The following is a 21,359-nucleotide window of genomic DNA, read 5'->3' as shown; positions in this document are numbered from 1 at the left end:
AGGTGCGGGTGTGGAGTGTGAGGAGTCGAGATGAGCGATATTGAGGCACTGGTGGATTTCGTGGCCAGCGCGCCGCGCCTCGCCGTGCTCACCGGGGCCGGGGTCAGCACGGCCAGCGGGATCCCCGACTACCGCGACGACAGCGGCGACTGGAAGCGCTCGCCGCCGATGCAGCACCGGGTGTTCATGGACAGCCACGCCGCGCGCCAGCGCTACTGGGCGCGGGCGCTGATCGGCTTTCGCGCCCTGCAGGATGCGTGCCCCAACGCCGCCCACCGGGCCCTGGCCCGGCTCGAGGCCGCGGGGCGGGTGGCCGGCATCATCACCCAGAACGTCGATGGCCTGCACCGCCGGGCCGGCTCGCGGCGGGTGATCGAGCTGCACGGCCGGGCCGACCTGGTGCGCTGCATGGGCTGCGGGGCGACGCGCATGCGCCACGATCTGCACGCCGAGCTGGCCAGCCGCAATCCCGACTGGCTCGATAGCGGCGCCCGAGCGGGGCCGGACGGCGACGCCGACCTGGAGGCCGACTTCGGCGGCTTCCGGGTGCCGGACTGCAGCCGCTGCGGCGACGGCATCTGGAAGCCGGACGTGGTGTTCTTCGGCGACAGCGTGCCGCGGTCGCGGGTGGATGACGCCTTCGCGCTGGTGGCGGAGGCCGATGGCCTGCTGGTGGTGGGCTCGTCGCTGATGGTCTATTCGGGGTTTCGCTTCGCCCGCGAGGCCGCCCGGGCCGGCAAGCCGCTGGCCTGCCTCAACCTGGGGCGCACCCGGGCCGACGACCTCTATACGCTCAAGGTGGCGGCCGGCGCCGAAGCGGGTCTGACTGCCTTGGTCGAAGGACTGGACGACATGGCGCTGCGTCCCGCCGACCAGGCCTGATCCGGACAGTCGACGAGCCCGACACGTTTTCGACTCCTGGGAAGCGCTGGCTTATGTCGCGAGTGCCGAGAACGGGTTGGCCGCGCTGGACGCGAACGGGCTTGCATCGAAAAGTCGACGAGCGAAGGCTAGACAAGGCAAAAATCAGCGAAAAGGCGGACCGGGCTCGCGTGCGAGTTTACAAGCTGTAAATGAGGACTTTGACCGGGCTCGCGCACGAGCCGATTTTTAACGCCGTATAGCCGAGCGCAGACACTTTTCGCACCTAACCGCCGGCCAGCTTGGCCTTGAAGCCCCGCTTCTCCAGCTCGCCCTTGAGTACCTCGCGCTGGTCGCCCTGGATCTCGATCACGCCGTCCTTGAGGGCGCCGCCGGTGCCGCAGCGCTTCTTGAGCTCCTTGGCCAGGGCCTTGAGCTCGTCGGCCTTGAGCGGCACGCCCTCGACCAGGGTCACGCCCTTGCCCTTGCGCCCCTTGGTCTCGCGGCGCAGGCGCACGATGCCGTCCAGGCCCGCCAGGCGTTCCTCCTCGGCGGCCTCGGCGCAGCGGCAGTCGGCGATCGGCTGGCGACAGTCGGGGCAGGTGTCGCCGTGTTCGGTGGAGTAGACCAGGCCGCGTAGCTGGTCCTGAAGGGATGCCATGGAGCCTCCTGGGCCATGTGAGTGAGCCCCGATGATACGAGGCCCGGCGCTAGTGGTCGATCCAGTCGATGAAGATCGCGAACAGCTCGGCCTGGGAGCTCACCGCGAACTTGGCGTAGAGGTTCTTGCGGTGCATGCGCACCGTCTCCGGGGAGATGCCCAGCTCCCGGGCGCTGGACTTGGCCGAGTGGCCGCGCAGCAGCAGCCGGCATACCTGCTGCTCGCGCTCGGTGAGCCGGTCGGCGCCGAAGCGCTGGAAGGCGCCGCGCAGGCGGTCGGTGAGCGGGTTCGGCGAGGCGTCGGCCGGCGGCGTGTCGGCGGTCTGCCAGTGGTGATGCCCGAGGGCGAGCACCATGGGCGCCAGGGCGCGCAGGGTGTCCAGTTCATGTCGTGTGAAGGGCGCGGCGCTCAGGCCGTGGTAGAGGCAGATGGAGATGCGCTGCCCCGGCGCCAGGTCGAGCAGGAAGTAGCAGTCTTCCACCGAGCCCGCCTCCAGGTAATAGACCCGGTAGTATTCGCTGCGGAAGAAGTCGTCCGGGGCGATCTCGGCCAGGTGATGGAAGCCCTCGCCGAGCCCCTGGTCGACGGCCAGGCAGAAGGGGTCGAGCAGGTAGCCGCGCGAGAAGTAGCGGCCGAGGATCCGGTCGCGGCCCTCGGGCGGGATGCCGCGCTGGTACAGCAGCCGCGGCGCCTGGCGGGCGTCCTCGAGGATCACCAGGGCCGATTCGGTGGGCACCAGGCGGTCGATGGCCGCGATCAGGGCCTCGACGAAGCCCGGCTGGCGGCAGCGGGCATGGGCCTCTGCCAGGGCGCGGTGCCAGTCCTCGAGGGCGGCGAGCGAGAGGGCCGGCGAGGGCGTGTCGGACGAGCGGGGCGATGGCGTCGCGATGGTCGGCCTCCGGGGCGGGGCAGGGACGCGGGGCGCCCACGCCCCACCCAATTGGGGTATGGGGGCGGCATCGGGAGGCTGCCTATACTGCCGCCACTCTTTGCCGCCGTCAGGATGCGTATGACCAATATCACCGAATCGAAACGTTTTTCCAATCGCGACAACGCCCGCCTCACCGACGCCGACAAGGCGCACTACATGCATGGCTACCATGTCTTCGACGATCATCGCGAGCAGGGCTCGCTGACCATCGTCGACGGCGACGGCGCTCATATCCAGGACGCCGAAGGTCAGCGCTACCTGGATGCCGTGGGCGGCATGTGGTGCACCAACATCGGGCTGGGCCGCGAGGAGATGGTCGAGGCCATCGCCGACCAGACCCGCCGCCTGGCCTATTCCAACTCCTTCGCCGACATGGCCAACGACCGCGCCATCGAGCTCAGCGAGAAGCTGGCCGAGCTGGCGCCGGGCGACCTGAATCGCGTCTTCCTGACCACCGGTGGCTCCACCGCGGTCGACACCGCCATCCGCCTGGTGCACTTCTACCAGAACTGCCGCGGCAAGCCCGAGAAGAAGCAGGTCATCACCCGCATCAACGCCTACCACGGTTCGACCTACCTGACCATGTCGCTGGGCGGCAAGCAGGCCGACCGCCCGCCGGAGTTCGACTTCCTCGCCGAGGGCATCCACCACCTGAGCTGCCCCTATCCCTATCGCGAGGCCCAGGGCCGCAGCGAGGCCGAGTTCCTCGATGCCCTGGTCGCCGAGTTCGAGGCCAGGATCGCCGAGGTCGGGGCTGAGCGCATCGGCGCCTTCCTGGCCGAGCCGATCATGGGCTCCGGTGGCGTGATCATCCCCCCCGAGGGCTATCATCGCCGCATGTGGGAGGTCTGCCGGCGCCACGACATCCTCTACATCTCCGACGAGGTGGTGACCTCCTTCGGTCGCCTCGGCCACTTCTTCGCCTCCGAGGACGAGTTCGGCGTGGTGCCGGACATCATCACCACCGCCAAGGGTCTGACCTCCGGCTATCAGCCGCTGGGCGCCTGCATCTTCTCCGAGCGGCTGTGGGACGTGATCGCCGAGCCCGGCACCGGGCGCTGCTTCAGCCACGGCTTCACCTACTCCGGCCATCCGGTGGCCTGCGCCGCGGCGCTGAAGAACATCGAGATCATCGAGCGCGAGGCGCTGCTGCCCCGGGCCCGCGAGGTGGGGCGCTACTTCGAGGAGCGCCTGGCCACCCTGGCCGAGCTGCCGATCGTCGGCGAGGTGCGCGCCAAGTGCTTCATGGCCTGCGTGGAATTCGTCGCCGACAAGGCCACCCGCGAGCTGTTCCCCGAGGAACTCAACATCGGCGAATGGGTGCACCTGCGCGCCGAGCGGCGCGGCCTGCTGGTGCGGCCGATCGTGCACCTCAACGTCATGTCCCCCGCCGTGACCCTGACCCACCAGGAGGTCGACGTCATCGTCGACGTGCTGCGCGACAGCATCCTCGAGACCGTCGAGGACCTGCGCGCCGCCGGGCACTGGTGAGGCCCGCTCGCGCGGCATGACCGCCGCGCGAGTCCCCTCGTCCATCCCCGCTTCGCGACTCGGGCGTTCGGCGCCCGAGTCGCGCGTCACGCTGAACTTCCTCCTGGCTGGAGTCTTTCTCATGGAAGTCAACAAGAACAAGGTACTGCGGTGCCGCGACGTCACCCTGTACACCGTCTCGGCGATGCTGTTCATGGATCAGATCGCCCTGGCCGCCTCGCTGGGCTCGACCAGCCTGTTCTGGTGGGCCTACGTGCTGGTGCTGCTGTTCTTGCCCATGGCGATGATGACCTCGGAGCTCGGCACCGCCTACCCGAGCAACGGCGGCGTCTATCACTGGGTGCGCACCGCCTTCGGCTTTCGCTGGGGCGCCCGGGTGTCCTGGATGTACTGGGTCAACAACGCCCTGTGGATGCCCTCGGTCTACATCCTGTTCGCCAGCATGCTCAGCGCCTTCTACTTCCCCGACATGAGCCTGTGGCTGCAGATCTTCATTGGCTGCAGCCTGGCGCTGGTGACCTCGCTGTGCACCAGCGCGAGCCTGCGCATCGGCAAGTGGCTGCCCAACATCGGGGCGGTGCTGAAGCTGATCTCGGTGCTGGTGCTGCTGGTGGGCGGCCTGCGCTACGGCTTCAACGAGGGCTTCGCCAACCCCTTCACCCTGGATGGCATCGTGCCGTCCTCGCCGGCGGCCATCGCCGCCCTGGGGGTGATGGTCTACGGCATCATGGGGACCGAGCTGGCCTGCTGCAGCGCCGCCGAGATGGTCGCGCCGCGCCGTGACATCCCCCGGGCGGTGCTGGCCTCGGGGCTGTTGATCGCCGCCTTCAACGTGCTGGGCACCGTCGGGGTGCTGGCCGCGGTGCCCACCGACCAGACCGACGTCACCACCATCTTTGCCGAGTCGCTGTTCAACATGTACGGCCACGAGGGCTGGGGCGGCCTGCTGGCCAACCTGGTGGGCGGCTTCGTGCTCTTCACCTTCTTCACCAACATGGTGACCTGGAGCATGGGCACCAACCGTGCCGCGGTGGAGGCCGCCCACGCCGGCGAGTTCCCTCGGGTGTTCGGCATCGTGCATCCGCGCCACGACACGCCGGTGGGCTCGGCGCTGCTGGCCTCCACGGTGAGCATCCTGGTGATGCTGGTCTACGGCCTGGTGGCCGATACCGCCGAGGGCCTGTTCTGGACCCTGCTGTCGATCTTCGCGATGATCTTCATGATGCCCTACGTGCTGATGTGCCTGGCCTTCATCAAGCTGCGGCTGAGCAGCGACGCCCCGCGGCCCTTCCGCCTGCCGCTGGGCAATCGCCTGGCCTGCCTGTGGGCCGCGGTGGTCGGGCTGCACGTGGTCGCCGGGATCGTGCTGTTCGTGGTGACCCCCGGCGAGCCGATGGACTGGGACTACGCGGGCAAGATCCTCGCCGGCGTGGCGCTGGCCCTGGCGATCGGCGAGGTCATGATCGGCCTCGGCCGGCGGCAGAAGCGCCGCCGCCTCGCCGCACAGCCGGCGGTGCCGGGCTGAGGCGACTCGAGGCGAGCCTCGCCGCCATGAACGCATGGGCCCATCCCGCCAGGGGTGGGCCCGTGCGTGCATGGGATCAGCCGAGCGTGGCGGGGGCGAGGCGTCGGGCCAGTTCGGCGACCACCGCCGGCAGCTCTTCAGGGTGGCCGATGGCGATGGCGCCCTCGGGAGTGGTCTCTTCCGCGGGGAAGCGGTTGAGGTGCACCACCCGCATGCCGGCGTCGAGCCCGGCGGCCACGCCCACCGCGGCGTCGTCGATCACCACGCAGCGCTCGGGGGCATGGCCCATGGCCTCGGCGGCCTTGAGGTAGAGCGCCGGGTCGGGCTTCCACACGCCCAGGGTGTAGGCGCTGAACAGCCGTTCGCCGAAGTGGGGTGCCAGGCCGGTGCTGTCCATGGCGCAGCGGATCTTGCGCTCGGGGCCGTTGGAGACGACGGCCTTGGGGTAGGCAGCCAGCGCTTCGAGAGTCTCCGGCATGCCGTCGATGGCATGGAGCTCCGCGCGCATGCGCGCCTCCATGCGGTCTCGCATCTCGTCTTCCAGTTCCTGGAGACGGCCGTCGCCGAGGGCGCCGTGGCGAGCCTCCAGGGCCTGGACGATGGCCAGGAAGCGCACGCCGCGGTACTCGTCCATGTACTGGCGAGCGGTGAATGGCAGGCCGTGGCGTGGCAGCGTCTCCGCCATCACGTCGGCCAGCAGGATCTCGCTGTCGACCAGGGTGCCGTCGGAGTCGAAGAGCAGGCAGAGGGGAGCGGTCATGGTGTCCTCGTTCGAGATGAAGGGCCTCAGGCGCCAGCCGTGGCCGGCTCGTTGACCGGGCTGAGCGGCCGCTCGCCCGACAGCGCCAGGCGGATGTTGTCCACCGCGCGCTGGCTCATGGCGCGACGGGTCTCGTGGGTCGCCGAGCCGATGTGGGGCAGGGCCACGACGTTGGCCATGTTCGGCAGCGGTGAGTCCGCCGGCAGCGGCTCCTGCTCGAAGACATCGAGGCCGGCGGCGCGGATCTGCCCGGCCTTCAGGGCCTCGATCAGCGCGGCCTCGTCGACCACCTTGCCGCGGGCGATGTTGACGAAGATCGTCGAGGAACGCATCAGGGCGAACTCGCGCGCGCCGATCAGCCGTTCGGTCTCGGGGCTCAGCGGCACCGTCACGCACACGAAGTCGGCCTCGCCGAGCAGGGCGTCGAGCTCGAGGCGCCGGGCGCCCAGCTCTTCTTCCAGCGCCGGCTTGGGCGAGGCGTTGGAGTAGAGGATGCGCATGCCGAAGCCCAGCGCGCCGCGGCGGGCGATGGCCGCGCCGATGCGCCCCATGCCGATCATCCCCAGGGTCTTGCCGTGGATGTCGCTGCCGAAATGCGTTTCGCCGAGAGAGGCCTGCCAGTCGCCGCGACGAACGAAGTCGGCCAGTTCCACGGCCCGGCGTGCGGTGGCCATGATCAGCAGGAAGCCGGTGTCGGCGGTGGTCTCGGTGAGCACGTCCGGGGTATTGCAAAGCCGGATGCCGCGCCGCGTCAGCTCCTCGACCGGATAGGCATCGACGCCCACCGAGACGCTGGAGATGGCCTCCAGCTGGGGGGCCGCGTCGAGCAGCGCCGGGGTGATGGGCTGCCCGGCGCCGACCAGGCCATGGGCCTCGGCCAAGGCGGCGCGGAAGGCCGGGTCGTCGAGATCCTCCAGGTGGCCGAAGTCGTCGACGTGGAAGTCACGCTTCAACTGGGCCAGCAGGTCCTCGGGGAGACGGCGGTAGACGACGATTCGCTTGGTCATGCAGAGATCCTCATTCCGGGGAGGGGCGACTGGCTTCTAACTCGGCGAGCCGCGCGCGCGACGGCAGGCCCTCCATGTCACCGGGCACCTGCACCGCCAGGGCACCGATCAGGTTGCCGCGCTCGAGCGCTTCGCGCGGCGCACGGCCGTCGAGCAGGGCGCTGACCGCACCGACCGCGAAGCCGTCGCCGGCGCCCACCGTATCGACCACTTCGGACACCGCGACGCCGGGCACGGAGAAGCTCGTGTCTCGGCCCTCGAGGGTACCACGGTAGTAGCTGCCCTCCGGGCCGAGCTTGATGATCACCGCCCTGGCGCCGCGCTCCAGGTAGAAGCCGGCGATGTCGTGAGGCGTCTCCAGGCCGGTCAAGCGGCGTCCCTCGGCGAGGCCGGGCAGTACCCAGTCGGCCTTGGCCGCCATGGCGTTGAGGGTGTCGCGCATCTCGCGCTCGCTGGCCCACAGGCTGGGGCGCAGGTTCGGGTCGAAGGAGATGCTGGCGCCGGCATGCCGGGCCCGGTCGAGCATCTGCCAGGCCAGTTCACGGCAGCTCGCCGAGACCGCCGGGGGAATGCCAGTGGCGTGCAGGTGGCGGGCGGCGGCGAAGTCCACCGGCTCGGCATCGTCCGGCGACAGCCGGCTGGCGGCGCTGCCGCGGCGGAAGTACTCGACGCGGGGATCCGCACCGCCCTCGGCGCGTTCCTTGAACACCAGGCCGGTGGAGGCGGCGGGATCGGTGATCAGGTGGCGGCAGTCCAGTCCCTCGGTCTCCAGGGTGCGGCGGATATAGCGGCCGAAGGCGTCGTCGCCGACTCGGCTCAGCCAGCCGACGCGGAATCCCAGTCGTGCCAGGCCGATGGCGACGTTGGTGTCGGCGCCGGCAATGCGGCGCTGGAAGTGTTCGATCTCGTCGAGGTTGCCGGGAGCATCGGCGACGAACAGCGTCATGGCCTCGCCGAAGGCGAGGATCTCGGGGGTGGGAGAGGGTGTCGTCATGGGCAATACCTGATGTGGTTTGGGAACGTTACCATTCGAGCGCGAGCACGAGTAAGCCGGGCATCCCGGTGGCGCCGGGCGGTGTCAGCGGCGGGTCGAGCCGCGGGGGTTGAGCTCGGGCGTAAAGAGGATCTGCCGGGACGGAGCGGGATGCTCGGGGGCGGCCAGGCGCCGGAGCAGGCTGTCGACCGCGGCTCGGCCGATCGCCTCGGTGGGCTGGGCCAGGGTGGTGATGCCCGGTGCGACCAGCGCGCACCAGTCGAGCTCGTCGATGCCCAGCAGTCCGGTCTCGCCGAGCGTCACGTCCAGTGTCTGCAGCGCCCGGGTCACCGCCAGGGTGACGTTGCCGTTGGCGCACAGCACGGCCTTGGGGGTATGCGATGGGCGGTCGAGGAAGCCGGCGATGGCCCGCTCCAGTGCCGGGGCATCATCCAGTGCCAGGCAGCAGGCCTCGCCCTGCAGCCCGTCGGCATCGAGTCGCTCGCGGAAGCGTTCCAGCCGCTGCTGGCGCGAACTGGCCTGCGCCGTCGGCTCGCTGACATAGAACAGCTCGCCGTAGCCCTGGGCCCGGAGATGGTCGAAGGCGGCGTCGATGGCCTGGTCGTTGTCGAGGCCCACCATGTCGGCTTCCACGTCGCCCAGCGCGCGGTCGAGCAGCACCAGCGGGGTGTCCCGCTCGGCCAGGGTCGCCAGTTCGCGATCGGGGTGGCCGGCGACGTTGAGCACCAGGCCTTCGACGCGGTAAGACGCCAGCAGCGCCAGGTGATCGCGTTCCTTTTCCGGGTCGTTGTCGGTGTTGCAGACCAGCAGCGAGAAGCCGTGTGCCCGGCAGGCCTGCTCCACGCCGTGCATCACCGCCACCGAGAAGGGGTTGCGAATGTCCGCCACCAGCATGCCGATCAGTCGCGAGCGCCCGGCCTTGAGGCCGCGCGCCATCTGGTTGGGGCGATAGCCCAGGTGGCCGGCGCTGGCCGCGATGCGTCGCTGCATGGCCGGCGACAGGCGGTCGCGTTCGTCGCCGAAGTAGCGCGAGACGCTGGTCTTGGAGACGCCGGCATCGCGGGCGACCTCGAGGATGGTGGCGCGGCGGGGAGAGTCTGGCATGGGGGCGATCATGAGCGATGGGAACGTTCCCATCGTAGTCCCGTCGAGGCATCGCGGGCAAGCGGCGGCGCGCTAGACGAAGGTCGGACGGATGGGAGCGACGGGGCGGTCGGCCAGGCACCGGGGCTCAGGCCCGGGAGGCGGTGACGCTGCGTGCCTTCTCCAGGTGGGCGATCACCGTGGGCAGCTGGAACATGCTGGTGATCATGATCGCCCCTTCCGGCGTCTCCTCGGCGTCGGGGAAGCGATTGAGATGGATGACCGTCATGCCGGCGTTCAGCGCGGCCTGGACGCCGACCAGGGCATCGTCGATGGCCACGCAGTCCTCGGGCGCATAGCCCATCAGCGCGGCGGCATGGCGGTACAGGCAGGGGTCGGGCTTCCAGCACTGGGCCTCGTAGGCGCTGAACAGGTAATCGCCGAACAGGGCCTCGAGGTCGGTGGCGATCAGCGAGGTGCGGATCTTGTTGACCGGGCCGTTGGAGACCACGCCCATGGGGTGGCCGGAGAGGGTGGCCAGGGCCTCGGTGGCGCCGCTGATGGGCGTCAGGTCGGTGGCCAGGCGGCGGTTGAGGTTGGCGCGCATGTCGCGCTCCAGTACCTCGAGACGGTCGGCGTCGACCGCACCATGTCGGCGCTCCAGCTCGGCCACGATATGCCGGAAGCGAGCACCGCGGAATTCCCCGATGTAGTCGCTGGCCCGGAAGGGCAGGCCCACGGCGGTGAGGCTGGTTTCCATCTCCGAGGCCAACAGCGGTTCGCTGTCGACCAGGGTGCCGTCGCAATCGAAGAGCAGGCAGAGTGGGCGTGCCATCACCGAGACCTCGCGGGCGTTTCATTCAGCGGTAACGCTATTGTGTCACATCGGCAGCATTCACCTTTAGTTTAAGACTATTTTCGTCGTTTTGTGAACAGTGTTTTTCAATTCAACTTTTGATGCACATTCGCCGCGGCGCCAGGCGGTCAGCGCGAGGTCGCCACCAGCATCGCCACGCCGGCCAGGTAGCAGCCGGCGATGGCCAGGCTCTCGAAGCCGATGCGGCCCGGCCCCAGGCGCTCGCGGTGGATCATGCCGACCATCAGGATGGCGGTCATCAGCAGCGACAGCGCCACCCACAGCGCCACGCCGTCGGGCATGGCGTGATAGATCGAGCCGCCGCGGTAGGCGAGGTCCGAGGCGGCGACGAACAGGGTGTCGAAGGCGTTGCCGCCGATGATGCCGGCCACCGCCAGGGTCAGGGCGCCGCGTCGCACCGCCGCCACCGAGGTGACGAGCTCCGGCAGCGAGGTGACCACCGCGGTCATCAACACGCCCACCACCGACTGGCCGAGGCCGGTGTCCTCGGCGATCGTCGAGGCGGCCCCTTCCAGCAGCCAGCCGCTGGCGCCGAGCACCAGTGCCAGGCCCGCGAAGCTCAGCCACAGGCGTCGTGCCGAGCGTGACTGGGCGCGCGGGTCCGGCACGTCCGGGGTGGTTTCGAGGGTCTGGGCCGGGCGCCACCTGGGGCGGTCCTGGGTGCGGTCGGCGAGTCGCAGCCCGAACAGGTAGGCGATCACCAGCAGCGGGGTGACGGGATGCACCTGCCACAGGGTCCATTCCGGGGCGAAGCGGCCCACCAGTACCAGCGCCAGCAGGCACAGCAGCAGGCCGCCCTGCATCAGGTTGCCGATGGAGGCGGCGGCGTGCTCCAGGTTGGCGCGGCGGTGGGTCAGGTCGGCGACGGTCAGGAACAGCGTCTGCACGGCGATGCCGCCCAGGGCGTTGCTCATCGCCAGGGTGGGGCGGTCGGCCAGCGCCGCCGAGACCGACAGCACCAGCCCCGACAGCGAGGTGGCCATGCCCAGCAGCACGGCGCCGGCGATGGCCTCGCCGAGGCCGGTGCGGTCGGCCAGGTCGTCGACGATATGCGTCAGCTTGGTGCCCGCCACGCCGATCACCAGGCTGGCGCCGAGGAACAGGGCGATGGCGAGGCCGAGAGGCGGGTCGGTCAGCAAGGGGCACCTCTCGTCACTCGACGGAACGGTGGCCGGGCGGGGTGACCCTCTGGCATGTTGACTCCTGTCGTGGGCGTTGGTCTGAAGATGCCGCCGGCCCGGAAGGCCCGGGCAGGGCGACCCACGCTACTCCACCGTTTTTGCCAGGAGGCCGTCAAGCCATGAAGACGCGAATGCTCTGGTCGATGGTCGGCTATACCGCCGTCCTCGGCGCCAGTCTCTTGACCCGGCACACCGCCCGGGAGGCCTATCGCAAGACGTCCGGCGCGGCCCCGCCGGAGAACCCGGGGCGGCGTGATACCCGCTGGCGCGAGGCGCTGGCCTGGGGCGTGGCGAGCGGCGCCCTGGTCGGGATGGCGCGGGTGGTTGGCCAGCGGCTGGGCGACGAGGCGCGCCGCCGCGGCGAGCGCGGCCGGGCCCGCAAGCGGCTGAAGGGCTAACGCGGCAAGGCCTCAGCCCGCCGACATCTCCCCGCGCAGGGGCGTCGCCAGGGCCGCGGCCAGCGCCTCGCCGTCGAGCCCCCGGGCGATCAGCACCTGCAGCTTGGCCAGCGCCGCCTCCGGGGTGAGATCGCCGCCGGGGATGACGCCGGCGGCATTCAGCGCCGCCCCGGTGGCGTAGGCGCCCTGCTCGACGCGCCCCTGATGGCACTGGGTGACGTTGAGCACGGCGAGGCCGCGCCGAGTGGCCCGGGCGAGGCGGGCGATCAGCGCGCCGTCCAGGCCCGGCGGGTTGCCGACCCCGTAGGTGGCGAGCACCAGGCCTTGCAGCCCGGGCAATGCCAGCACCGCGTCCAGCAGCGCCGTCGACAGGCCGGGGTGCACCGGCAGCAGGGCCACCGGGTTCTCGGCGAAGGTCAGCGGACTGAAGTCCGGCGTGCCGGGGGCCAGGGACTCGCGGGCGTCGATCCGCAGGGCGATGCCGGCCTCGCCGAGCCAGGAGGCATTGGGCGAGTCGAAGGCGTCGAAGCCCTGGCTGCGCACCTTGCGGGCCCGGTTGCCGCGCAGCAGGCGATCATGGAAGGCGATGCTCACCTCCCGCGGGGCCGCCTCGTGGGCCGCCGCCAGCAGGGCGGTGGCCAGGTTGGACGGGGCGTCGCTGCGCGGCTCGCCCAGGGGGATCTGGGCGCCGGTGAGCACCACCGGCTTGTCCAGGGCGCCGAGCATGAACGACAGCGCCGAGGCGGTGTGGGCCAGGGTGTCGGTGCCGTGCAGGATCACGAAGCCGTCGTGGTCGTGCCAGTGTTCGGCCAGGGCGGCGACCAGGCGATTCCAGTCCGCGGGGACGAGATCGGCGCTGTCGATCAGCGGTGCCAGTTCGATCACGCGGCATTCGGGCAGGCCCCCGGCGTTGTGGGTGCTCAGGTGGTGGGTCAGGCGGTCGGCGAAACCGGGCGCCGGCGCGTAGCCGTCGGGGCCCGGCCGCATGCCGATGGTGCCGCCGGTATGCAGGATCAGCAGGCGTCGCATGATGGGGCTTCCAGGCAGGAGAGGGTGGCCCCGCTCGCGCGGGGCCGGGGGCGTCAGTCGCGGGCGGAGGCCGGGGCGTTGCCCATCGCCCGATGCGCGCGCGCGAGATCCTCGGGCTCCAGTTCCCAGGCCTGCGGGTCCAGGTCCAGTGCCGGGTGGTCCTTGGCATTGAAGATCGGCTGCTCGATGCCGCTGCGCATCTGGCCGTCGAAGTCCTTGAGGATGCGCAGGCCCGGCTTGAACAGCAGGATCAGCGCGACCAGGTTGGCCACCGCCAGCAGGCCCATGGTCACGTCGGCGAAGCCGAACACGGTGCCCAGGTCGGTGGTGGCGCCCCAGCAGACCAGCAGCACGATGGCCACGCGGAAGGCATTGAACAGGTTCTGGTTGCGGCGGCTGAAGAAGTTGAGGCTGTTCTCGCCCAGGTAGTAGTTGTAGAGGATGGTGCTGAAGGCGAACAGCAGCAGCGCCAGGCTGACGAAGGTGCGGCCCCACTCGCCGACGTGGTCGGCCAGCGCCGCCTGGGTCAGGGCGATGCCCGCCACCTCGTTGCCGGACGCCGGGTCGTAGGCGCCGCTGAGCAGGATCACGAAGGCGGTGGCCGAGCAGATGATCACGGTGTCGATGAACACCGAGAAGGCCTGGACGATGCCCTGGTTGGCCGGGTGCGGCACGTAGGCGACGGCGGCGACGTTGGGGGCGCTGCCGAGACCGGCCTCGTTGGAGAACAGGCCGCGCTTGACGCCCATCAGGATCGCCGCGCCGATGCCACCGCCGATGGCCGGCTCGAGGCCGAAGGCGCTCTTGACGATCAGCGTGATCACCGCGGGAATCTCGGTGACGTTGAGGCCCAGCACCACCAGCGCGATCAGGATATAGCCGCCGGCCATGAAGGGCACCAGGTACTCCGAGATGCGGGCGATGCGCTTGATGCCGCCGAAGATGATCAGGCCGACCAGCATGGCCAGGCCGAGGCCGCTGTAGAGCACCGGCACCCCGAAGGCGTCGCCGAAGGAGGTGGCCACGGCATAGGACTGCAGGGCGGTGAAGGCGAAGCCGAAGGTGGCCAACAGCAGCACCGAGTAGAGGCCGGCCAGCCAGTTCCAGCGTTGGCCGAGGCCGCGGGAAATGTAGTAGGCCGGACCGCCGCGGTAGGTGCCGTCGCCCTCGGCCTGCTTGTAGGTCTGGGCCAGGGTGCACTCGAGGAAGCTGGTAGCCATGCCCATCAGGCCGACCACCCACATCCAGAACACGGCGCCCGGTCCACCCAGGGTGATGGCCACGGCGACGCCGGCGATGTTGCCGCCGCCGACCCGGCCGGCGACCGACAGCACCAGCGCCTGGAAGGAGCTCAGGTGGCCGTGCTTGTCGCGCTTGAAGGCCTGGCTGGCGCCGAGGATGCGGAACATGCGGCCGAAGTAGCGGAACTGCACGAAGCGAGAGGCGAGGGTGAAGCCGACGCCGACGGCGATCAGCAGCACGAGCAGGACCTTGCCCCACAGCAGGTCGTTGAGGAAATCCAACATCCGGTTGTCTCCATCTTGGTGTTATTCGCAGTGCGGGGAGATTTAAGCAGGCCGCAAGGGCGCTGGGATTTGACGCTCTGGTGCGCCCTGGCGCACTATCCGGCGCACCGAGTGCGCCAGACTGCACCAGCCGAGGGAAAACGGGACATGCACGACGACTTTGCGGCCAACCTGCGGCTGCTGTGTAGCTACTACCGCTCCATCGCCGAGGTGTGCCGGCGGCTCGACATCAACCGGGCGCAGTTCAACCGCTACCTCAGCGGCCGCTACAAGCCCGCCGACCACACCATGCGCCGGATCTGCGACTTCTTCGGCGTCGAGGTCCACGAGATCCTGCTGCCCCACGAGGAATTCCAGCCGCTGGTGCGGCTGCGCCCCGCGGAGCGGGCGGCACCGGCGCGGCAGGCGCCAACGCCGGCCATCCCGGCCGGCCTGCTCGACAAGGGGCGCGAGGGCATGGCGCGCTACCTGGGGTGCTACCACGAGTACTACCTGGCGATGTCGCAGCCGGGCCGGGTGTTGCGCACCCTGGTGTGCCTGGAGCGGCACGGCGACGGCGTCATCTACCAGCGTACCGAGCGCATGCCGACCGCGGCCGGCGGCCGGCCCTGCCACAATCGCTACCGCGGCATGGCCCTGCTGCTGAGCGACCGCCTGTTCCTGGTCGATCACGAGTCGCTCAACGGCCACGAGATCACCCAGACCATCCTGTTTCCCAGCTTCAAGAGCCACGTGTCGCGGCTGACCGGCCTCAAGCTGGGCGTGGCGGACAGCAGCGAGCGCATGCCCTGCTGCGTGCGGGTGCTCTACGAGCGCCTCCCCGACACCCTCGGCCCGCGCCAGGCGCTGGCGCGCTGCGGACTCCTGGCGCTGGACGACCCCTCCCTCGACCCCGGCATCGTGGCGGCGATTCGCAATGACGTCGCCCCCGACGAATGGCAGTTCCGGGCGCGCTACCTCTAGGAGATCGTCAATGGCTCGAGGGGGAAGCCAGGGCGCCTGGCGGGGGCCATGCTCGCGCTAGGGTGGCGCGTCGGCGCCGACGATCGGGCCGCAGGCGGCGGGAATGGGGGTATCGGTATCCACGGGATGGACGGCGGGGCCTGCATGATGCCCGCCGGCACGCGGGCCGGCGGGGCGAGGGCACTTACTTGACGCGCGGGTCCAGCTCGCCGCGCTCGTAGCGCTGGAACATGGCCTCGAGGCCGAGCGGCTTGATCTTGCTGGCCTGGCCGGCGGTGCCGAAGGCCTCGTAGCGGGCCTTGGCAACTTCCTTCATGGCCGCGGTGCTGACCTTGAGGAACTTGCGCGGGTCGAACTCGGCCGGGTTCTCGGCCAGGAAGCGACGCACCGCGCCGGTGGCGGCCAGGCGCAGGTCGGTGTCGATGTTGACCTTGCGCACGCCGTGCTTGATGCCCTCGACGATCTCCTCGACCGGCACGCCGTAGGTCTCGGGGATGGCGCCGCCGAACTGGTTGATCACCTCGAGCCATTCCTGGGGCACCGAGGAGGAGCCGTGCATCACCAGGTGGGTCTCGGGGATGCGGGCGTGGATCTCCTTGATGCGCTGGATGGAGAGGGTGTCGCCGGTGGGCGGCTGGGTGAACTTGTAGGCGCCGTGGCTGGTGCCGATGGCGATCGCCAGGGCATCCACGTGAGTGGCCTTGACGAAGTCGGCGGCCTCTTCCGGGTCGGTCAGCAGCTGGTCGTGGTCGAGTTTGCCCTCGGCGCCCACGCCGTCTTCCTCGCCGGCCATGCCGGTCTCAAGGCTGCCCAGGCAGCCCAGCTCGCCCTCGACGGAGACGCCGCAGGCATGCGCCATGTCCACGGTGCGACGGGTCACGTCGACGTTGTAGGCGTAGTCGGTCGGGGTCTTGCCGTCGGTGCCCAGCGAGCCGTCCATCATCACCGAGGAGAAACCGAGCTGGATGGAGCGCTGGCACACCGCGGGGCTGGTGCCGTGGTCCTGGTGCATGACCACCGGGATGTGCGGGAACTCCTCGATGGCGGCCAGGATCAGGTGGCGCAGGAAGGGCGCGCCGGCGTACTTGCGGGCGCCGGCGGAGGCCTGGACGATCACCGGGGAGTCGGTCTCGTCGGCGGCTTCCATGATGGCGCGCATCTGCTCGAGGTTGTTGACGTTGAAGGCCGGGACGCCGTAGCCGTGTTCGGCGGCGTGGTCCAGCAGTTGGCGCATGCTGATCAGTGCCATGAAGTCACCTTGTATCGCGTGAAGGGACGCGGCGGGCCAGCGCCGCGTCCTGTCTCGTTGGGTAGGGGTAAGGGTTAGCGGGCCGCCGCTTCGAGGGCCGCCACGGCCGGCAGGGTCTTGCCTTCGACGTATTCGAGGAAGGCGCCGCCGCCGGTGGAGATGTAGGAGACCTTGTCGGCGATGCCGTACTTGTCGATGGCCGCCAGGGTGTCGCCGCCGCCGGCGATGGAGAAGGCCTCGCTCTCGGCGATGGCCCGCGACAGCGCCTCGGTGCCGTGGCCGAACTGGTCGATCTCGAACACGCCCACCGGGCCGTTCCACAGGATGGTGCCGGCGGCCTTGAGCTGCTCGGCCAGGCGCCCGGCGGTCTCGGGGCCGATGTCGAGGATCATCTCGTCATCGCCCACCTGGTCGACCGGCTTGGTCACGGCCTCGGCGGAATCCGAGAACTCGGTGGCCACCACCACGTCGCTGGGCAGCGGGATCTCGACCTTGGCCATCAGCGCCTTGGCGGCGTCGACCAGGTCGGCCTCGTGCAGCGACTTGCCGACGTTGTAGCCGGCCGCGGCGATGAAGGTGTTGGCGATGCCGCCGCCGACGATGATCCGGTCGCACTTCTCGGACAGCGCGTTGAGCACCTCGAGCTTGGTGGAGACCTTGGAGCCGCCGACGATGGCGGTCATCGGCCGCCGGGGCTGGGCCAGGGCCTTCTCCAGCGCCTCGAGCTCCTGGGCCAGCAGCGGGCCGGCGCAGGCCTCGGGGGCGAAGCGGGCCACGCCGTGGGTGGAGGCCTGGGCGCGATGGGCGGTGCCGAAGGCGTCCATCACGTAGACGTCGCACAGCGCCGCGTACTGCCTGGCCAGGGCCTCGTCGTCCTTCTTCTCGCCTTGGTTGAAGCGCACGTTCTCGAGCAGCGCGACCTCGCCTTCCTCGAGCTCGACCGCGCCGTCCAGGTAGTCCTTGACCAGGCCCACCCGGCGTTCCAGCAGGCCGCCCAGGTGGTCGGCCACTGGCGCCAGGGAGAACTCCTCGGCCGGCTCGCCCTCGGTGGGACGCCCCAGGTGGCTCATCAGCATGACCCGGGCGCCGGCCTCGAGCGCCGCCCGGATGGTCGGCAGGGCCGCCCGCAGGCGGGCATCGCTGGTCACCTTGCCGTGCTTGACGGGCACGTTCAGGTCCTCGCGGATCAGCACGCGCTTACCGCGGAGGTCGAGGTCGGTCATCTTGCGCACGTTCATGGAAGCAGGTTCCTCGTCTGGGAGAGCCGAAGGGAATTCAAGCGTCGGAGGGCGGCACCGGGCCCAGTCGGGCGATGCGGCCGGCGACGTCGAGCATGCGGTTGGCGAAGCCCCACTCGTTGTCGAACCAGCACAGCATCTTGATCAGGCGGCCGCCGGCCACCCGGGTCTGGGTGGCGTCCACGATACCGGAGCGCGGATCGTGGTTGAAGTCGACCGAGGCCATGGGCTCCTCGGTGTAGCCGAGCAGCCCGGCGAGCCGGGTGGTACTGGCCTCGCGCAGCAGGGCGTTGACGGCCTCGGCATCGGTGTCGGTGCGCACGCACAGCGACAGGTCCATGGCCGAGACGTTGATGGTCGGCACGCGCATGTGCAGGCACTCGAAGCGCTCGGCCAGGTGCGGCATCAGGCGATTGATGCCGCGGGCCAGGCCGGTGTCCACCGGCACGATGGAGTGCATCGCCGAGCGGGTCAGGCGCAGGTCGGTCTGGTGATAGGCGTCGATCACCGGCTGGTCGTTCATCGCCGAGTGAATGGTGGTGGTCACGCCGTGCTCGAGGCCCAGGGCCTCGTCGAGCACGGTGAGCACCGGCACCAGGCAGTTGGTGGTGCAGGAGGCCGCGGAGATCACCCGGCAGGCCGGGGTCAGGTCGGCGTCGTTGATGCCGCTGACGATGGTGGCGTCGACGTCGCTCTCGGCGGGCTGGGAGAACAGCAGGCGACCGGCGCCGGCGGCCAGGTGGGCCTCGGCGGTGGCACGGTCCTTGAAGCTGCCGGAGCACTCCAGCACCAGATCGACGCCGAGCGCCGCCCAGGGCAGGGCGGAGGGGTCGCCCTCGGAGAGCACCCGGATCGGTCGGCCATCGATCACCAGGTGCTCGCCGTCGACCTCCACCCGGCCGGGGAAGCGGCCGTGGGTGGTGTCGTAGCGGGTCAGGTAGGCGATGGTGTCGAGCCCGGACAGCTCGTTGATGGCCACCACCTCCAGGTCCGGCATGCCGCGCTCGACCAGCGCGCGCAGCACGCACTGGCCGATGCGACCGTAACCGTTGATGGCGATGCGTAGGGCCATGGCGTTGCCTGAGACTCCTGGCGGTGGACACAAACCGGCGATTCTAGCGCATTTCGGCGCCGGCGTCGCGATCGCCCCGGGGCCTTGAAAAGCGCTCGGGCGCTCCTATCTATCGCTTTAGAGGCCGGGCGCGGTGCCCGGCCAGAAGGGTCATCACGACGATGACGGGAGGTGTTCGAATGTTCGGAGATCTCAGGCGTTTCGATAGCGAGTGGGCGCCCGGCGGCGACTGGTTGCGGCGCGTCCTCGACGAGATGTGGCCCGGTTTCGAGGCCGCGGACATCCGCTCGGTGCCTCGCGGTAGCTTCCCGCGGATCAATGTGGCGCGTACCGACGAGGCGGTGCGGGTGTATGTGTTCGCGCCGGGGCTTTCGGCCGAGGAGCTCGAGATCAGTCTGCAGGACAACGTGCTCACGGTCAGCGGCCGGCGCGAGACCGACGCCGAGGCCGGTGAGGCCGAGGAAGCCTCGCGGCGCACGCTGTTCCGCCGCGAGCGTCCCCGCGGCGAGTTCAGCCGTTCCGTGGCGTTGCCGGACGGGCTGGACCCGGAGCGCGCCGAGGCCAGCTTACGCCACGGCATCTGCGAGGTGGTGCTGCCCAAGCGCGAGGAGCTCAGGCCGCGTCGCATCGCCATCCAGGCGAGGTGATGCGGGCGTTTCCGCTAGTGGAGGAGGTGAGTGACATGAACGACGTCGTCCAGCATGACAGGTCCCGCGAGCCCGTCGAGCGGCGCTCGGATGCCGCCCTGCCGGCCGTGGATATCTTCGAGGAGGACAATGCCCTGCACCTGATCGCCGACATGCCCGGGGTGCAGCGCGAGTCGCTGACCGTCGAGGTCAACGACAACGTGCTCAGCCTCGAGGGCGAGATGGCACTCGAGATGCCCGAGGGGCTGACCTCGATCTATGCCGAAGTGCGCACGCAGCGCTATGCGCGGCGCTTCACCCTGAGCCACGAGATCGATGCGGAGGCCATCCAGGCCAGCATCGACAACGGCGTGGTGCATCTGACCCTGCCCAAGAAGGAGACTCACCGGCCGCGACGCATCGACATCAGGGCGGCCTGACCGCGGGCGCCCCCTCTCACCGAGGGGGCGCCTGCTTGTCGTCGGTCCGTCTCGGCACCCTGCCTGGCGGGAGTCGCCGACAAGTCGGATTCGGTTTGGGCAAAGTGGCGCCGCTTTCGTCGCGCCGACGGGCTGTCGGCAGCCATCGCTTGCTCTAGGCTAGAGGGGGAGTTTCGCATCCCGCCTTTTACCAGCCATCCAAGGAGTAGAGTGGCGATGACCGATATAGCCCAGTTGCTCGGCGACGAGACGGAAAGCCTGCTGACCCACGAGTGCCTAGGCATTCCGGCCGGCTCGATCCACCTGCCGGGCCCCGACTTCATCGACCGGGTGATGACCCACGGCGATCGCCCGCCGAGCGTGCTGCGCAACATGCAGGCGCTGTTCGACCACGGCCGGCTGGGCGGCACCGGCTACCTCAGCATCCTGCCGGTGGACCAGGGCATCGAGCACTCCGCCGGCGCCTCCTTCGCGCCCAACCCGATCTACTTCGACCCGGCCAATATCGTCGAGCTGGCCATCGAGGGCGGCTGCAACGCCGTGGCCTCGACGCTCGGCGGCCTGGCCTCGGTGGCGCGGCGCTATGCCCACAAGATTCCCATGCTGCTCAAGCTCAACCACAACGAGACGCTGACCCATCCGGCGGTGTTCGACCAGACGCCGTTCGCCCAGGTCGAGCAGGCCTTCGAGATGGGCTGTGTGGCGGTGGGGGCCACCATCTACTTCGGTTCGCCGGAGAGCCGCCGGCAGATCACCGAGATCAGCGAGGCCTTTGAGCGGGCCCACCAGCTGGGCATGGTCACGGTGCTGTGGGCCTACCTGCGCAACCCCGGCTTCAAGCACGAGGGGCGCGACTACCACACCGCCGCGGACCTCACCGGCCAGGCCATCCACCTGGCGGCGACCCTCAAGGCCGACATCGTCAAGCAGAAGATGGCCGAGACCAACGCCGGCTACCGCGACATCGGCTTCGGTCATACCCACGGCAAGGTCTACGACGAGCTGACCACCGAGCACCCCATCGACCTGGCCCGCTACCAGGTGGCGAGCTGCTACATGGGCCGCGCCGGACTGATCAACTCCGGCGGCGCCTCGGGCGGCGAGAGCGACCTGGCCCAGGCGGTGCGCACCGCGGTGATCAACAAGCGCGCCGGGGGCATGGGGCTGATCTCGGGCCGCAAGGCCTTCCAGAAGCCCATGGCCGAAGGCGTCGAGCTGCTCAACGCCATCCAGGACGTCTATCGGGACGAGTCCGTCACCATTGCTTGAGGCTGCCACAGCGATGCGCCGTGAAGGCGTGTCGGCGGGCACACCCAATGCTTTCGTACCGTGGTGTGAATACCATTGTGGGAGCGCAGCTTTGCTGCGCGATATCGCCCGAAGGGCGATCTTCTCTGGCACCCAGGGCGCCTGACGGCGCCCATCGTTCAGCGAAGCGGAACTCCCG

The 21,359-nt window shown here is 69.8% G+C and carries 21 protein-coding genes; 8 read left to right on the top strand and 13 right to left on the bottom strand.

Annotation, left to right across the window (positions count from 1 at the left end; all coding sequences use genetic code 11):
• Positions 1–30 precede the first annotated feature (30 nt).
• Entirely contained in the window at positions 31–882 is an 852-nt protein-coding gene (locus ACXAFN_RS10370; RefSeq protein WP_474988464.1) for an NAD-dependent protein deacetylase, read from the top strand.
• A 265-nt stretch (positions 883–1,147) separates the two neighbouring features.
• Here ACXAFN_RS10370 and ACXAFN_RS10365 read toward each other — a convergent pair whose 3' ends face one another.
• Both ACXAFN_RS10365 and ACXAFN_RS10360 read right to left on the bottom strand, forming a co-directional pair.
• The gene (locus ACXAFN_RS10365; RefSeq protein ID WP_474988463.1) at positions 1,148–1,522 is read right to left on the bottom strand and encodes a translation initiation factor Sui1; all 375 of its coding nucleotides are present in this window, start codon (positions 1,520–1,522) and stop codon (positions 1,148–1,150) included.
• 49 nt (positions 1,523–1,571) lie between these two features.
• On the bottom strand, positions 1,572–2,462 hold the full coding sequence (locus ACXAFN_RS10360; RefSeq protein ID WP_474988461.1) for a helix-turn-helix transcriptional regulator: 891 nt from the start codon (positions 2,460–2,462) through the stop codon (positions 1,572–1,574).
• A 69-nt stretch (positions 2,463–2,531) separates the two neighbouring features.
• On the opposite strand from ACXAFN_RS10360, the gene ACXAFN_RS10355 reads away from it, so the two are divergent.
• Positions 2,532–3,944: an aminotransferase gene (locus ACXAFN_RS10355; RefSeq protein ID WP_474988459.1), complete on the top strand. Its 1,413-nt coding sequence runs from the start codon at positions 2,532–2,534 to the stop codon at positions 3,942–3,944.
• A gap of 121 nt (positions 3,945–4,065) precedes the next feature.
• Entirely contained in the window at positions 4,066–5,469 is a 1,404-nt protein-coding gene (locus ACXAFN_RS10350; protein ID WP_474988457.1) for an APC family permease, read from the top strand.
• Between the two features lie 76 nt (positions 5,470–5,545).
• Here ACXAFN_RS10350 and ACXAFN_RS10345 read toward each other — a convergent pair whose 3' ends face one another.
• The 6 genes from ACXAFN_RS10345 to ACXAFN_RS10320 all read right to left on the bottom strand — a co-directional run bounded on the left by ACXAFN_RS10345 (position 5,546) and on the right by ACXAFN_RS10320 (position 11,329).
• Positions 5,546–6,229, bottom strand: a complete 684-nt coding sequence (locus ACXAFN_RS10345; RefSeq protein ID WP_474988456.1) for an HAD family hydrolase — start codon at positions 6,227–6,229, stop codon at positions 5,546–5,548.
• 26 nt (positions 6,230–6,255) lie between these two features.
• Complete coding sequence (locus ACXAFN_RS10340) at positions 6,256–7,236, bottom strand: 2-hydroxyacid dehydrogenase (RefSeq protein WP_474988454.1); 981 nt, start codon at positions 7,234–7,236, stop codon at positions 6,256–6,258.
• A gap of 10 nt (positions 7,237–7,246) precedes the next feature.
• On the bottom strand, positions 7,247–8,230 hold the full coding sequence (locus ACXAFN_RS10335; RefSeq protein ID WP_474988452.1) for a sugar kinase: 984 nt from the start codon (positions 8,228–8,230) through the stop codon (positions 7,247–7,249).
• A gap of 84 nt (positions 8,231–8,314) precedes the next feature.
• The gene (locus ACXAFN_RS10330; RefSeq protein ID WP_474988450.1) at positions 8,315–9,334 is read right to left on the bottom strand and encodes a LacI family DNA-binding transcriptional regulator; all 1,020 of its coding nucleotides are present in this window, start codon (positions 9,332–9,334) and stop codon (positions 8,315–8,317) included.
• A gap of 127 nt (positions 9,335–9,461) precedes the next feature.
• On the bottom strand, positions 9,462–10,148 hold the full coding sequence (locus ACXAFN_RS10325; RefSeq protein WP_474988448.1) for an HAD-IA family hydrolase: 687 nt from the start codon (positions 10,146–10,148) through the stop codon (positions 9,462–9,464).
• Between the two features lie 149 nt (positions 10,149–10,297).
• Complete coding sequence (locus ACXAFN_RS10320) at positions 10,298–11,329, bottom strand: sodium:calcium antiporter (protein ID WP_474988447.1); 1,032 nt, start codon at positions 11,327–11,329, stop codon at positions 10,298–10,300.
• Between the two features lie 161 nt (positions 11,330–11,490).
• On the opposite strand from ACXAFN_RS10320, the gene ACXAFN_RS10315 reads away from it, so the two are divergent.
• The gene (locus ACXAFN_RS10315) at positions 11,491–11,769 is read left to right on the top strand and encodes a DUF4235 domain-containing protein (RefSeq protein ID WP_474988446.1); all 279 of its coding nucleotides are present in this window, start codon (positions 11,491–11,493) and stop codon (positions 11,767–11,769) included.
• Positions 11,770–11,781: 12 nt separating this feature from the next.
• Here the strand turns inward: ACXAFN_RS10315 and ACXAFN_RS10310 are convergent, their stop codons facing one another.
• Positions 11,782–12,798, bottom strand: coding sequence for an asparaginase (locus ACXAFN_RS10310; protein WP_474988444.1), 1,017 nt, complete (start codon positions 12,796–12,798; stop codon positions 11,782–11,784).
• A gap of 53 nt (positions 12,799–12,851) precedes the next feature.
• A complete protein-coding gene (locus ACXAFN_RS10305; protein ID WP_474988443.1) occupies positions 12,852–14,324 on the bottom strand; it encodes an alanine/glycine:cation symporter family protein in 1,473 nt (490 codons plus the stop codon).
• A gap of 147 nt (positions 14,325–14,471) precedes the next feature.
• On the opposite strand from ACXAFN_RS10305, the gene ACXAFN_RS10300 reads away from it, so the two are divergent.
• Entirely contained in the window at positions 14,472–15,287 is an 816-nt protein-coding gene (locus ACXAFN_RS10300; RefSeq protein WP_474988441.1) for a helix-turn-helix transcriptional regulator, read from the top strand.
• 184 nt (positions 15,288–15,471) lie between these two features.
• Here the strand turns inward: ACXAFN_RS10300 and fba are convergent, their stop codons facing one another.
• From fba to ACXAFN_RS10285, 3 genes are all read right to left on the bottom strand, one after another.
• Positions 15,472–16,536 carry a class II fructose-bisphosphate aldolase gene (fba, locus tag ACXAFN_RS10295; RefSeq protein ID WP_474988440.1) on the bottom strand — a complete coding sequence of 355 codons (1,065 nt, stop codon included), beginning with the start codon at positions 16,534–16,536 and terminating at the stop codon, positions 15,472–15,474.
• A gap of 74 nt (positions 16,537–16,610) precedes the next feature.
• Complete coding sequence (locus ACXAFN_RS10290; RefSeq protein ID WP_474988439.1) at positions 16,611–17,774, bottom strand: phosphoglycerate kinase; 1,164 nt, start codon at positions 17,772–17,774, stop codon at positions 16,611–16,613.
• Positions 17,775–17,811: 37 nt separating this feature from the next.
• Complete coding sequence (locus tag ACXAFN_RS10285; RefSeq protein WP_474988437.1) at positions 17,812–18,846, bottom strand: type I glyceraldehyde-3-phosphate dehydrogenase; 1,035 nt, start codon at positions 18,844–18,846, stop codon at positions 17,812–17,814.
• Positions 18,847–19,025: 179 nt separating this feature from the next.
• Between ACXAFN_RS10285 and ACXAFN_RS10280 the strand changes: the two genes are divergently transcribed.
• The 3 genes from ACXAFN_RS10280 (at position 19,026) to ACXAFN_RS10270 (ending at position 21,181) form a co-directional block, all read left to right on the top strand.
• Positions 19,026–19,493: an Hsp20/alpha crystallin family protein gene (locus ACXAFN_RS10280; protein ID WP_474988435.1), complete on the top strand. Its 468-nt coding sequence runs from the start codon at positions 19,026–19,028 to the stop codon at positions 19,491–19,493.
• 35 nt (positions 19,494–19,528) lie between these two features.
• On the top strand, positions 19,529–19,912 hold the full coding sequence (locus ACXAFN_RS10275) for an Hsp20/alpha crystallin family protein (RefSeq protein ID WP_474988433.1): 384 nt from the start codon (positions 19,529–19,531) through the stop codon (positions 19,910–19,912).
• 216 nt (positions 19,913–20,128) lie between these two features.
• The gene (locus ACXAFN_RS10270; RefSeq protein WP_474988431.1) at positions 20,129–21,181 is read left to right on the top strand and encodes a class I fructose-bisphosphate aldolase; all 1,053 of its coding nucleotides are present in this window, start codon (positions 20,129–20,131) and stop codon (positions 21,179–21,181) included.
• The last annotated feature ends 178 nt before the right edge of the window (positions 21,182–21,359 follow it).

This window comes from Halomonas sp. ABH4_019, assembly GCF_056159885.1.
This window is presented reverse-complemented; position numbering and strand designations above follow the sequence as displayed.